The 13,969-nt window shown below is 62.4% G+C and carries 10 protein-coding genes; 9 read left to right on the forward strand and 1 reads right to left on the reverse strand.

Annotated elements, in window-relative coordinates; all coding sequences use genetic code 11:
- Nucleotides 1-60: 60 nt before the first annotated feature.
- On the forward strand, nucleotides 61-2,451 hold the full coding sequence (locus MRBLMS1_RS11075; RefSeq protein ID WP_485879439.1) for a chitinase C-terminal domain-containing protein: 2,391 nt from the start codon (nucleotides 61-63) through the stop codon (nucleotides 2,449-2,451).
- A 120-nt stretch (nucleotides 2,452-2,571) separates the two neighbouring features.
- Here the strand turns inward: MRBLMS1_RS11075 and MRBLMS1_RS11080 are convergent, their stop codons facing one another.
- The gene (locus MRBLMS1_RS11080) at nucleotides 2,572-3,873 is read right to left on the reverse strand and encodes a carbohydrate porin (protein ID WP_485879440.1); all 1,302 of its coding nucleotides are present in this window, start codon (nucleotides 3,871-3,873) and stop codon (nucleotides 2,572-2,574) included.
- A gap of 309 nt (nucleotides 3,874-4,182) precedes the next feature.
- On the opposite strand from MRBLMS1_RS11080, the gene MRBLMS1_RS11085 reads away from it, so the two are divergent.
- From MRBLMS1_RS11085 to MRBLMS1_RS11120, 8 genes are all read left to right on the forward strand, one after another.
- Nucleotides 4,183-5,487, forward strand: a complete 1,305-nt coding sequence (locus MRBLMS1_RS11085; protein WP_278318369.1) for an ABC transporter substrate-binding protein — start codon at nucleotides 4,183-4,185, stop codon at nucleotides 5,485-5,487.
- 115 nt (nucleotides 5,488-5,602) lie between these two features.
- Nucleotides 5,603-6,463: a carbohydrate ABC transporter permease gene (locus MRBLMS1_RS11090; protein WP_070306090.1), complete on the forward strand. Its 861-nt coding sequence runs from the start codon at nucleotides 5,603-5,605 to the stop codon at nucleotides 6,461-6,463.
- 10 nt (nucleotides 6,464-6,473) lie between these two features.
- On the forward strand, nucleotides 6,474-7,292 hold the full coding sequence (locus MRBLMS1_RS11095; RefSeq protein ID WP_034758454.1) for a carbohydrate ABC transporter permease: 819 nt from the start codon (nucleotides 6,474-6,476) through the stop codon (nucleotides 7,290-7,292).
- A 15-nt stretch (nucleotides 7,293-7,307) separates the two neighbouring features.
- A complete protein-coding gene (locus MRBLMS1_RS11100; protein ID WP_485879441.1) occupies nucleotides 7,308-8,354 on the forward strand; it encodes an ABC transporter ATP-binding protein in 1,047 nt (348 codons plus the stop codon).
- Nucleotide 8,355: 1 nt separating this feature from the next.
- On the forward strand, nucleotides 8,356-9,831 hold the full coding sequence (locus MRBLMS1_RS11105; protein WP_485879442.1) for a mannitol dehydrogenase family protein: 1,476 nt from the start codon (nucleotides 8,356-8,358) through the stop codon (nucleotides 9,829-9,831).
- A gap of 15 nt (nucleotides 9,832-9,846) precedes the next feature.
- On the forward strand, nucleotides 9,847-10,764 hold the full coding sequence (locus MRBLMS1_RS11110; protein WP_485879443.1) for a helix-turn-helix domain-containing protein: 918 nt from the start codon (nucleotides 9,847-9,849) through the stop codon (nucleotides 10,762-10,764).
- Nucleotides 10,765-10,819: 55 nt separating this feature from the next.
- Nucleotides 10,820-11,746 carry a helix-turn-helix domain-containing protein gene (locus MRBLMS1_RS11115; RefSeq protein WP_314607816.1) on the forward strand — a complete coding sequence of 309 codons (927 nt, stop codon included), beginning with the start codon at nucleotides 10,820-10,822 and terminating at the stop codon, nucleotides 11,744-11,746.
- 71 nt (nucleotides 11,747-11,817) lie between these two features.
- Nucleotides 11,818-13,869, forward strand: a complete 2,052-nt coding sequence (locus MRBLMS1_RS11120) for an esterase-like activity of phytase family protein (RefSeq protein WP_485879444.1) — start codon at nucleotides 11,818-11,820, stop codon at nucleotides 13,867-13,869.
- Nucleotides 13,870-13,969 lie beyond the last annotated feature (100 nt).

Here is a 13,969-nt window from a genome sequence, read left to right on the forward strand (position 1 = left end):
AGCCCCTCGAGGGGCCTGCAACAGCTCTCGATGTAAAACCATAACGGAGACCAATACAACATGAAATCGAATGCATTATTGATGGCCCTGCTCAGCGGCGTGCTCGTCGCTTGCGGAGGCGGCGGCCAGGACGGTACGACCGCCACCCCGAACACCTTGCTCGCCGCCGTCGAGGCGTGCGCCGTCTGGGATGCCGCCACCGTCTACACGGGCGGCCAGTGCGTGCTTTACCAGGGTGTCACCTACAAGGCCAAGTGGTGGACGCAGGGCAATGTCCCCAGCGCCACCGACCAGTGGGGACCCTGGGCCGTGATGGATACGACGCCAACGCCGACCCCGACCCCGACCCCGACCCCGACCCCGACCCCGACGCCGACGCCGACGCCGACGCCGACGCCGACGCCGACACCGACACCGACACCGACACCGACACCGACACCAACCCCGACCCCGACGCCCACGCCCACGCCCACGCCAACGGCTTGCCGTCCGGACGGCCTGATTTCGGCCGTGCCGAATGTGCCGTATTGCAAGGTGTACGACGCGAATGGCCGCGAAGTGCTGAGCAATGGCTTGAACCGGCGCATCGTCGGCTACTTTGCCAGCTGGCGCACGGGCGTCGATGGCAGCCCAACGTATCTGGTGAATAACCTGCCGTGGGACAAGATCACCCACCTGAACTATGCGTTCGCCACCGTCGATCCGGCCACGTCAAAAATCGCCATCGGCAGCGGCGCCGCCAATCCCGATACGGGCCTGACGTGGCCAAACGTACCGGCCGCGGCCATGGACCCGTCCTTGCCGTACAAGGGCCACTTCAACTTGCTGTCGCAATACAAGAAGAAGTATCCAGGCGTGAAACTGATGATTTCCGTGGGTGGCTGGGCCGGCAGCGGCGGCTTCTACACGGCCACGACGAACGCGGACGGCAGCATCAACACGGCCGGCATCAATACCCTGGCCGATTCCATGGTGGCCTTCGTGCGCCAGTACAACTTCTTCGATGGCGTCGACGTCGATTACGAACACCCGACCACCAACAATGAAGCGGGTAATCCGAACGACTTCGCCGTCTCGAAGCCGCGCCTGGCCGGCTTGATGACGAGCTACAACGTGCTGCTGAAGGTGCTGCGCCAGAAGCTCGACGAAGCGGCCGTGCAAGACAATAAATACTATCTGCTGACCATCGCCGGCTCCGCCTCGGGCTGGGTCTTGCGCGGCGAGGAAAATATGTCGGGGTTGAAATATCTCGATTACGCCAGCCTGATGAGCTACGACTTGCACGGCGCGTGGAACCAGTACGTGGGACCAAACGCGGCGCTGTTTGACGACGGCAACGATGGCGAACTGCGGGCCGGCAATGCCTACCAGTTTCAGAACATCGGCTATCTGAACACGGACTGGGCTTACCGCTACTACCGGGGCGCCATGCAGGCGGGACGCATCAATATCGGCGTGCCGTTCTACACGCGGGGCTGGAAGGATGTGACGGGCGGCACCAACGGCCTGTGGGGCACGACGCCGCTGATCAGTTCTACGGTCACCTGCGCCGGCACCAAGACGTGCGGCACGGGCGCAACGGGCATTGACAACGTGTGGTTCGATCTCGATTCCCAGGGCAAACCCACGCCGGGCGGCGGCAATCCGATCTGGCATGCGCTGAATTTGCAGAACGGTATCGTGCCTAGCTATCTGGACGCCTATAAAGTCACGGACAAGGCGCTGGTGGGCACCTATGTGCCGCATTACAGCAGCACCATGGTGGCGCCGTGGCTGTGGAATGCAACCAAGAAAGTGTTCATTTCCACGGAAACCACGCAGTCGATCGCGGCCAAGGCCCAGTACATCGTCAACAACAATATCGGCGGCGTGATGATCTGGGAAATGGCGGGCGACTATGCCTGGGATGCCACGCGCAACGGTGGCAAGGGCGAGTATTTCATGGGCACCACCCTGACGGACGTGCTGTACCAGGCCTTCCGCACGGCTGGCGCGTATGGCAACAAGCGCGCCGAAATCGCCATGCCGGGCACGGCGGCCAACGTCAGCATCACCCTCGGTGGCTGGAAGCTGGGCGACAGCAACTTCCCCATCAACCCGGTGATGACGGTGAAGAACAACACGGCCACGACCTTGCCGGGCGGCACCGTGGTGGAGTTCGACTATCCCGTCTCGGCGCCATCGGACATGAGCGACCAGTCCGGCTTCGGCTTGACGGTCATCAATGCCGGCTACACGGGCCCGAACAATATCGGCGGCTTCACGAAGAACTACAACCGGGCCCGTTTCGCGATTCCCGCTTGGCAATCGCTGGCGCCGGGCGGCTCCGTGGCGCTGACCTTGAACTACCGCCTGCCGATCTCGGGACCGGCCAACTACACGGTTACCGTGGGCGGTACCAAGTACGCGCTGACGCAGGAGTACCCGGAACTGCCGGTGGCCTTGCCGTAAGTTGAATCCTGCAGGGTAAAAAAAGAAGGGCGGAACCGAGGTTCCGCCCTTCTTTGACCCGAATGCAAGTACTGGGGTCGGACCCTGAGGGTCCGACCCCGGCGTGCTTTTGGGTTTAGCTTAGAACCAGGTTTCTACCTGGAAACCGTAGGAAGTGCCGCTGGTATTGTTGTTATAGATCGGGCCGCCATTGTTCGACGCATTGACCGAGGCGGTGGCCGCATCGTTCCATTTGCCGTAGGTAACAAAAGCGCGCAGTTCAGGACGCGACCACAGGCCAGGACCGGCCGAGATCGTCGGTGCGATGGTCAGCTTGGTCAAGCGCTTGGCCGGCTGGCCGCCCGATTGCGTCACGCGGTCCGTGCCCAGTTCGCCCACCAGCTTGAAGTTGTCGGTGAACGCGTACACAGGACGCACGCCGACCGAAGTCCAGGTCGAGGAACCGGTAGCTTTCGACTCGTCTTTTTGCCACAGGGCGACAAATTCCATGCCGAAGTTGGCCATCGGCTGGATCGCCATGTCATTGAAGACGCGTGTACGCTTGCGGTCCGAACCGAAACCGGTGTCGCCCGAGGCGCCGAACTGGCCGTTGCCGGCGCCGCCGACACCAGGACCGACGCCGTACTGCACGCCGAAGGTGTTGCCGCCGCCGAAGACTTTCGCCTGACGGTGGAATGCCGACAGCTGCCAGCCGTTATTGCGCTTGCCCAGGATGGCGTCATCCTTGCCTTCGCCGACAATGTAGGTCGCGGCCAGGTCCAGGGTGCCGTTTTCATTGACGGGAATTTCGCCGTAGATGAAGTTCTGGCGCACGGCCGATTTCGTGCCCAGGTAGGCGCCAGGTACGCCGCTGCGCGAGCCTTTGTCGTCATCGCGCTGGGCGATGTCGTTGTCCTTGAAGAAGGCGTACGAGAATTTACCGGGGCCCGCAGGAATGCGGTCCAGGCCGGCGCCCGTGCCGTTCATGTTGATGTATTGCAGATCCAGCATGTGGATGTCAGGACGGTAGTAGAAACGTTTACCGATCCAGGCCGTGCCGCCGTTGAGGAAATCGAGTCCCTGCGCTTCGACGTAGGCTTTGACGATGCCCAGCTTGTTGTCGCCGAAATCGGAGTTTGGCGCGTAGGCGTTGACCCAGATGGTGGCCAGGTAGTTGACGCCGCCGGACTTGGCGACGGACTTGGTGTAGCCGAATTCCGTGTAGGCGTCGCACTCATTGCCCAGACGATATTTCATGGTGTTGCCGCCCAGACCGAAGCAGCCTTGCGAACCGCCGCCGCTCGAGGTATTGCTGCCGGCGCCAGCGCGCAGGTAGCCGTGGAAGCCTTCGGCGTCGCTTGGGTACATGGGGTCGGCCATGGCGGAAGCGCTGGCGATGGCCAGCAGCAGGGCAGGTAAAGTTTTCAATGCAGTGCGATTCATGCGGTCTCCAGAAGAATGTTGGTGGTAGCGGTGGCGCCCCGGAAGGCGGCACCGCACACGGTCTAATGCCGAAAACCAAGTCTAGCAGCGCTTTTTTGACCACCCTGATACAAAACGTGCAAGTACTGATACTTTCTTTCAGAGTGTTGTTTTTGCTACATATCGATACTCTTGCGCATGATGGGCTTGCAAAAGAGTATCGAATTGCGGTTTTGGAGTATCAGAAAGTATCAAAGTCCGGTGCTACATTGTGGTCGTGGTGCCAAGTAATCGGGCATTGCCAACGACAAAAAACACTGGAGACACACAATGAAACGTTCCGCCATTGCCGCGCTGATCGCCGGCTGCCTCAGCTCGTCCGCTTTTGCCGCCACCGACCTGGTCATCGCCACCGTCAACAACGGCCACATGATCGAAATGCAAAAGCTCAGCAAGTTCTTCGAGCAGGCCAATCCCGACATCAAGCTCAAATGGGTGACCCTGGAAGAGGGCGTCTTGCGCCAACGCATGACCACCGATATCGCCACCAAGGGCGGCCAGTTCGACGTGATGACCATCGGCCTGTATGAAACGCCTATCTGGGGCAAGAAAAACTGGCTGATTCCCATCAAGCCGGACGCCAAATACGATATCGACGACTTGCTGCCCGCCATCCGTGAAGGCCTGTCCGGCGACGGCAAGCTGTACGCGTCGCCGTTCTATGGCGAAAGCTCGATGATCATGTACCGCAGCGACCTGGTGAAAAAAGCGGGCGTGACAATCGAGGACCGCCCGTCCTGGAACCAGCTGCGCGACGTGGCGGCCAAGCTGCACGATCCGGCCAACGGCGTGTACGGCATCTGCCTGCGCGGCAAGCCGGGCTGGGGCGACAACATGGCGCTGATCACCACCATGGCCAATTCCTACGGCGGCCAGCTGTTCGACATGAAATGGAAGCCGCAATTTACCAGCAAGCCGTGGAAGGACGCGGTCACCATGTATGTCGACCTGATGAAGAAATACGGCCCGCCGGGCGCGGCCGCCAACAGCTTCAATGAAAACCTGGCCCTGTTCAACCAGGGCAAGTGCGGCATCTGGATCGACGCGACGATCGCCGCCTCTTTCATCACGGATCCCAAGCAAAGCAAGGTGGCCGACAAGGTGGCGTTTGCCCAGTCGCCCGTCGGCGTGACGGAGCGGGGCGCCAACTGGCTGTGGATCTGGTCGCTGGCGATTCCTGCAAGCTCGAAGCACCCGAATGAAGCGCAGCGCTTCATCAACTGGGCCACCTCGCCCGACTACGTGAAACTGGTGGCCAAAGAAACGAGCTGGGCCAACGTGCCGACGGGCACGCGCAAGTCGACGTATGCGAGCCCCGAGTTCCAGAAAGTGGCGAAATTTGCCGCCGCCGAAGGCAAGGCCCTGGCCACCACGCGCGCCGTGCAAAGCACCTTGCCGCCATCGCCATATGTAGGCGTGCAATTCGCCTCGATTCCCGAATTCCAGGTGATCGGCGTGGCGGCAGGCCAGCAGATGGCGGCAGCGCTGCTGGGCAAGGTGACGGTGGACCAGGCGCTGGAGTTGTCGCAGCAGACGGCGGAGCGGGAGATGCGCAAGGGCGGGTACTACAAGTAGGCCTGCTGCATAGTTTGCGTACCCCAATAGCGTAAATCTGGGGTCGGACCCTGAGGGTCCGACCCCGGTACTTTAGCTTTGCGGGTTATCGGTTCACCTGCCCCAAGAGAACACTATGAAACGCATTATCCCCCGGACTTTGCTGACGCCGGCCGTGGTCGCCGTCTCCGTCATTTCCGTGATCCCGCTGCTGATCACCCTGTACTACGCGTTCGTGCGCTATTCCATGCTCGATCCGAGCGGCCATCCTTTCCATGGGCTGGCCAATTTCCACTTTTTCTTTACCGATGCCTCGTTCCTGCCGGCCTTGCAGAACACGTTTACCCTGCTGTTTTCCGTCATGCTGGTCACGGTGGTGCTGGGCACGGCGCTGGGGCTGTTGATCAATGAAGCGTTCCCGGGGCGCGCCATCGTGCGCGTGCTCCTGATTTCGCCTTTCCTCATCATGCCGGCCGTGAATGCCCTGATGTGGAAGAACATGCTGCTCAACCCGATCTACGGCCTGTTCGCGCAAATCAGTCTGTTCTTTGGCGCCACGCCCGTCGACTGGCTGTCGGCGCATCCCCTGTTTTCCATCATCATGATGGTCTCGTGGCAATGGCTGCCGTTTGCCTGCCTGATCTTCATGACGGCCCTGCAATCGATGGACCGCGAGCAGCTGGAAGCGGCGCGCATGGATGGCGCCACGTATCTGCAGCAGTTGCGCTACCTCTACATTCCCCACCTGGGCCGCGCCGTCTCGGTGGTGCTGATGATCGAAATGATTTTCCTGCTGTCGATTTTTGCGGAAATCTTTACCACGACGGGCGGCGGTCCCGGCTTCGACACGACCACCATCACCTTCATGATCTATCAGCAGGCGCTGCTGTCGTATGACGTGGGAGCGGCCTCGGCCGGCGCCCTGTTCGCCGTGCTCATCGCCAACATCGCCGCCTTCTTCCTGATGCGCGTCATCGGCAAGAATCTGTCGAAATAAGGAGACCTTGATGCATAGCAAACTCAATCTATACGGCCGCACAGCCGCCGCCTGGCTGTTCGCGCTGCTGCTGTTCTTTCCCATCTTCTGGCTGGGCCTGATGGCCTTCAAGACGGAAGGGCAAGCCATTTCCACGCCGCCGCTGCTGTTTTTCACGCCGACCCTCGACAGCTTCCGCGAAGTGCTGGCGCGCGACAATTACTTCGGCTACGCGTGGAACTCGCTGTTTACCAGCGTGCTGTCGACGGCCATTGGCCTCTTGATCGCCATTCCGGCCGCGTATTCGATGGCTTTCTTTCCCACGAGCGGCACCATCGGCTTGCTGAAATTCATGCTCAGCTCGCGCTACATGCCCGGCGTGGGCGCCCTGATGCCCATCTATATCTGCTACCAGTACTTCGGCCTGCTCGATACGCGCATCGGCCTGACCATCATGTTCATGCTGATGAATTTGCCCATCATGATCTGGCTGCTGTACACGAGCATGAAGGAGCTGCCGCGCGAAATCCTCGAAGCGTCGCGCATGGATGGCGCCACCGTGTGGGATGAATTCCGCCACGTCGTGCTGCCTTTGTCCGTGGGCGGCATCGCGTCCACGGCGCTGGTCTGCATGGTGTGGTCGTGGAATGAATCGTTCTGGTCGCTGAACCTGGGCGCGTCCAACGCGGGCACCCTGGCCTGGCTCATCGCCTCGTATTCCAGCCCGGAAGGCCTGTTCTGGGCCAAATTGTCGGCCGCGTCGCTGATGGCCATCGCTCCCATCATGGCGCTGGGCTGGTTCTGCCAGAAACAATTGGTCCAAGGGATGACCTTTGGCGCTGTCAAGTAAATTTAGGATCACATCATGGCTTACCTTCAACTGAGCAATATCGAAAAATTCTTTGGCGAGCACCGCGCCATCAAGGGCATCGACCTGGAAATCCAACAGGGCGAGTTCGTCGTCTTTGTCGGGCCGTCCGGCTGCGGCAAGTCCACCCTGCTGCGCCTGATCGCAGGCCTGGAACCGATCGACGGCGGCAAGCTGTCGCTCGACGGGCGCGACATCACGGCCCTGCCATCGTCCAAGCGCGACTTGGCGATGGTCTTTCAATCGTATGCGCTGTATCCGCACATGACGGTGTTCCAGAACATGTCGTTCGCGCTGAAACTGGCCGGCGTCGATCCGGCCATCATCCGCGAGAAAGTCGACAAGGCGGCCGCCATCCTCGACCTGGGTAAATACCTGGAGCGCACGCCGAAGGAGCTGTCGGGCGGCCAGCGCCAACGGGTGGCCATCGGCCGCGCCATCGTGCGCGACCCGAAAGTGTTCCTGTTCGATGAACCGCTGTCGAACCTCGACGCGGCCCTGCGCGTGCAGACGCGCATCGAGATCGCCAAGCTGCACCGCGAACTGGGCGCCACCACGATTTATGTGACCCACGACCAGGTCGAAGCGATGACCCTCGCCGACCGGGTCGTGGTGCTGCGCGACGGGCAGATCGAGCAGCATGGCTCGCCATTGGAACTGTATGACCGTCCCGCGAACCGTTTTGTCGCACAATTCATCGGCACGCCCAGCATGAACGTGGTGCCGGCCGATGCGGCGCCGCGGCTGCTGGCGCAGGCGGGCAGCGCGGCGCAGGCGGACGGTTTTGTCGGCATCCGCCCTGAGCACGTGCACCTGGGCGTGGCGCAGCCGGGCAGCGTGCCCGTCACCGTCGACCTGGTGGAGTCCCTGGGTGTGGAAACCCTGACCTATGTGCGCTTGCCGAACAATGTGCAGGTGGTCTCGCGCGGCGCCGAGCGCAGCAGCCTGCAGCCGGGCCAGCAGACGCATTTGACGTTCGAGCCGGGCTTCGTCCATTATTTTGACCGCGCCGGCAAGACCTATGCCGCCGCCAAGGGAGTTTGAAATGAGCGCCATTGAACTGAAACAGACGAACCTGGCCAAGCTGGCAGGGAACGTGGCCGTGCCCGCGTATGTGCGCGAGACGCTCGTGCCCAGCATCGTGCATATCGGCGTGGGCGGTTTTTTCCGGGCCCACCAGGCCGTCTACCTCGACGATTTGCTGGCCTTGCCCGGCAACGTGGAATGGGGCTATTGCGGCGTGGGCTTGCTGGCGATTGATGCGGCCATGCGCGACGCCATGCGGGCGCAGGATGGCTTGTACGCGGTGGTCGAGCGCAGCGCGGCCGGCGATCGCGCGCGCATCATCGGCTGCATCGGCGACTACCTGTATGCGCCCGACGACCCGCAAGCCGTGCTGGAAAAGCTGGCCGACCCCGGCACGCGCATCGTCGCACTGACCATCACCGAGGGCGGCTACTATGTGAACCAGGGCACGGGTGAATTCGATGCGCAACACCCCGACATCGTGCATGAACTGGCGCATCCCGAAGCGCCGCGCTGCTCGTTCGGCTACCTGGCCGCCGCGCTGGCCCTGCGCCGCCAGCGGGGACTGCCGCCGTTTACCATCATGTCCTGCGATAACCTGCAAAACAATGGCGACGTCACGCGCAAGATGCTGCTGGCCTTTGTCGCCCTGCGCGACCTCGATCTGGCGCGCTGGCTGGCCAGTGATGGCAGCTTCCCCAACAGCATGGTCGACCGCATCACGCCTGCCACCACGGATGAACACCGGGCGCTCGTGCGCGACAGCTTCGGTATCATCGACGCCTGGCCCGTCGTCTGCGAGCCGTTCCGCCAGTGGGTCATCGAAGACGAGTTCCCGCAGGGCCGGCCGGCCTGGGAAAAGGTGGGGGCACAGATGACGCACGACGTGCTGCCGTACGAGAAAATGAAGCTGCGCCTCCTGAATGCCAGCCACCAGGCCCTGTGCTACATCGGCATGCAGCTCGGTTACACGTTTGCGCACGAAGCGATGAATGATCCTGGCATCCGCGCGCTCGTGCGGCGCATGATGGATGACGAGGTCACGCCTTTGCTGGATGAAGTGGAAGGCATCGATCTGGCCCGCTATAAAGATACCCTGATCGTGCGCTTCTCGAATCCGGCCGTGCGCGACCAGCTGGCGCGCATCGGCACGGAGGGCTCCGCGCGCATCCCGAAATTCGTGCTGCCGTCCGTGCGCGAAGCGCTGGCGCAGGGCGGCGCCATCAAGCTGCTGGCGTTTACCGTGGCCTGCTGGTTCCGCTACCTGGAAGGCCATGACGAGCAGGGGCGCGAGATGCCCTTGAACGACCCGTATGCGGTGCGCTTGCGCGTGCTGGCGCTGCAGGGCGGGGCGGATGCTGCGGCGCTGCTGTCCCTGCGCGAGCTGTTCGGCGACTTGAGTGACACGCCAGCGTTCACGCAGGCGGTGGCGCAAGCGCTGGCCAGCCTGTACGGGCTGGGCGCACGCGGGGCGCTGGAACAGATTGTGGCCTGACGGGGAGGGCGCGCCATGCCACGCAAAGCCGGCGCTTGCTTGCCGCAGATGGAGCTGGAACAGCAGCGCGACGCCACGCCCGGCTTCGAGCCGAAAGGCAGTTTCGGCTTCATCCGCTACCTCGAGCACGGCTTTCCGAATGCGCTGGTGCGCTGGCATTACCACGATGAGTACGAACTGCACCTGATCGTCGAGAGCAGCGGCAAGGTCTTCGTCGGCGACTACATCGGCCAGTTTACGCCCGGCCATCTGGTGCTGACGGGGCCGCGCGTACCGCATAACTGGGTCTCGCTCGATACGCCACCCGAAGGCGTGGTCTTGCGCGACATGGTGGTCCAGTTTTCGCATGCGCCGCTGGCGTCGATGGCCGCCGCCATTCCAGAGCTGAAGGATGTTTTTCCGCTGCTGCAGCGGGCCTTGCACGGAGTGGAATTTTTTGGCGTCAGCGAACAGTCGCTGCGGCGCTTCCGGCGCATCCGCGACAGCAGCGGCCTGCCGCGCTTCATTGAATTTTTGACCTTGCTGGGCGAGCTGGCGCAGACCAGCGACTACCAGCTGCTGTCGACGGTGCCCATGCAGTCGAGCGACGACGACGTGGCGCTGGCGCGCATCAGTTCCGCCATCAACTTCATCGTGCACAATTACAGCAGCCAGTTCTCGCTGAAGCAGCTGGCCGAGCAGGTGGACATGCCGGAGCGGACGTTTTCGCGCTTCTTTCGCCACGCCACGGGCAACAGCTTTACGGACTTTGTCAACCGCCTGCGCATCAACAAGGCGTGCCAGCTGCTGATGGAGACGGAGCGCTATGTCAGCAACATCTGCTACGAGGCGGGGTTCAATAACGTGGCCAATTTCAACCGTCGCTTCCTGGAGCTGAAGGGCATGACGCCGAAGGAATTTCGCCAGCAGGCGCTGGGCCGCTTTGGCGAGTGACGCTTTTTGAGGTACATTGGATGGCACAGGCGGGGACAGCCTGGGAGAGACGAGCATGGAATACCGATGGCAGAAGGACGGCGAGCGCAAGGCTCCCGAACTGGAACGCGAAAGCTACGACGGCATCATCAATTACCTGGAACATGGTTATCCCAGCTCGCGCGTGCGCTGGCACTGCCATGAAGAGTATGAGCTGCACCTGATCGTCGCCACCAGCGGGCGCTTGTTCGTGGGCGACTATATCGGCGAGTTTTCACCGGGCCACCTGGTGCTGACGGGGCCGCGCCTGCCGCACAACTGGATATCCAACGTCATGCCGGAAGGCGGCGTGGCCCTGCGCGACATGATCGTGCAATTCGCCCATGCGCCGCTGGCCGGCGCCGCGCGCGTCATTCCCGAATTGCGCGAGCTGCTGCCGCTGCTCGAACGCTCCAGCTATGGCGTGGAGTTTTTCGACATGGGCCACGAGGCCGAACAGCATCTGGCGCGCATCCGCGCCACGCACGGCGCCGAGCGCTTCGCCGAATTCGTGCAATTAATGAGCAAGCTGGCGCGCACGGCCAATTACCGCTTGCTGTCGAGCGCCTCCTTGCGTTCGTACGACGATGACGCCACCCTGGCCAAGGTCAATGCCGTCCTCAACTACATTACGGACAATTACCGCGAGCCGATTTCGGCGGAAATGCTGGCCGAGCAGGTGGGCATGTCGCTGAGTAAATTCTCGCGCTTCTTCCGCAAGGCGACGGGCAACAGCTTCACGGATTTCATGAACCGCCTGCGCATCAACAAGGCTTGCCAGCTGCTGATGGACACGGATCAATACGTATCGAATGTCTGCTACGACGTGGGTTTCCAGAACGTGGCCAACTTCAACCGGCGCTTTTTGCAGGTGAAAGGCGTCACGCCCAAGGAATTCCGGCGCCAGGCCGATGGGCGCTTTGGCGGCATCGGCGGGCCTGTTGCGGATACGCCACCACCGTAATGCCTGTCATGGGCTTGTCACTTTGAACAGTTATCCTCCACGGCTTCAACCCCACCCTAGCCGAGGAATGCATGAAGACTGCCGTAACGTCCACCCCGAAACTGACCCTGCTGGCCATCGCCGCCGGCCTGGCCCTGGCCGCCTGTGGCGGCAGCGACAGCCACAATGAGCAGGCCAAGCCCGTGGCGCAGACGGGCGTGTTCCTCGACGGCGCGGTGGAAGGACTCGATTACGTGGCCGGCAGCGCGGCCAAGGCCAGCACCAATGCCAAGGGCGAGTTCATTTGCAACCCGGGCGATACGGTAGCCTTCAGCGTGGGCGGCCTGGCCCTGGGTTCGGCCCCATGCGGCGCCGTCGTCACGCCGCTGGCGCTGGCCGCCAGCACCAACGTGGGGGACGACAAGGTCGTCAACCGCCTGCTGGCGCTGCAACTGCTCGATGAAGACAGCGATCCGTCGAACGGCATCAAGCTGACGGCGGAAGTGAAGGCCGCGCTGGCCGGCAAGACCCTGGACTTTGCCGCCGTCCCGGCCGTCTTCAACGCGGCCCTGTCCGCGCATCTGGCGGCCGTGGGCGCGAAGTTCGCCGGCCGCACGGTCGATGCGGAACGCCGCGCCCTCGCGCGCGAGCATTTCGAAGATACGCTGGCATCGAAAGCGGGCGCGCCCGTCAACGAGGCGCTGACGCAAGCCAACCCGGTCGGCGAAGTCAAAGTGACGGTGACGCGCTACCAGATCCAGGCGGACAGCAAGTTCTACGTGCAGTACGAAGGCGCGAACGCCAAGATCAAGGGTGAATTCCCGAACGGTTTTTTGCCATCGTACGGCTCGGGCCTGGCCTACAAGGGCAAGAACGCCAACGGCGACCTGGAATTCTATGGATTGACGGACCGCGGCCCGAACGGCGATGGCCCGCTGGTGCCAGATCCATCGGGCAAGGGCACGATCGGCAGCAAGATATTCCCGTCGCCGAGCTTCACGCCCTCGTTTGGCGTGCTCACGGTGGGCAAGAACGGCGCCGTCCTGAGTTCGTCGACGCCGATCAAGGTGTCGGCCACCGTCAACAGCTCGGGCTTGCCCGTGCCAGTGGGCGCCGTCGGCAATTCGGCCGAGATTCCCGTCATGGATGCGATGAAATTCGACGCGGCAGGCAAGGCCGTCTTCAATGCGGGCGGTCTCGATTCGGAGTCCATCGTCGTCGATGCCAAACGCAACGCGCTGTGGGTGTCCGACGAATACGGCCCGTTCATCGTCAGGATCGATGCGGCCACGGGCATCATCCAGGCCAAATACGAGCCGGGCAAGGGCTTGCCGGCGCTGTTCGCCAAGCGCCGCGCCAACCGCGGCATGGAAGGCATGACGCTCGATACGAGCAATGACAAGCTGTACGCGTTCCTGCAAAGCCCCCTGTCCGACGGTACTGCGCCGTACTCGGTGACGAAGAAGAATGAACAGGTCGAGCGCTTCGCCCGCTTCACGCGCTGGATCGAATTCGACCCGTCGACGGGCAGCAGCGGCAAGATGTATGCGTATCCGCTCAATGCGGCCGACTACCAGGATGGCCGCACGGGCAACGCCAAGCTGGGCGACATGGTGGCGCTGGGCGGCGGCAAATTCCTCGTCATCGAGCAGGGCGCCGCGCCGTCGGGCAAGGTGTTCAATAAACTGATGCTGGTCGAACTGAAGGGCGCCACGGACATCGCGGCCGCCGCCTTCAATGCGGCGACGTCGGATCTGGAAAAAAGCAGCATGGGCGGCGCGGCCGTCAATGGCGCCGACTGGGCCGCCGTCACGCCGCTGAAGAAAACCGTGCTGCTGGACTTGAACGCCATTGGCTGGGCGGCTGAAAAAGCGGAAGGACTGACCCTGATTGACGACTCCACCATCGCGCTCGCCAACGACAATGACTTCGGCCTGAAAACCAAGGTCTTTGACGCGAATGGCGTGGAAGTCGATGGCGCCGACGTGAGCAAGTGCACGGTCGATGCGAACGGCACCATCGTCACGAGCAGCACCGCCGGCTGCAACGCCGCCAACACCATCCGCGTGGCGCGCGGCGACGACCGCGAGCGTCCAAGCCGCTTGTGGATCGTGAAGTTTGCCAAGGCGCTTAATACGTATTGATGTGTTGCTGTGTCGGATTACGCGGCGCTGCGCGCCGCTAATCCGACCTACATGAAAAAGCCGCGCGGTGCATCTCTGCACCGCGCGGCTTTTTTAACCC

The sequence above is a fragment of the Massilia sp. LMS1-1-1.1 genome (assembly GCF_040815535.1).
Taxonomy (GTDB): domain Bacteria; phylum Pseudomonadota; class Gammaproteobacteria; order Burkholderiales; family Burkholderiaceae_D; genus Janthinobacterium; species Janthinobacterium aestuarii.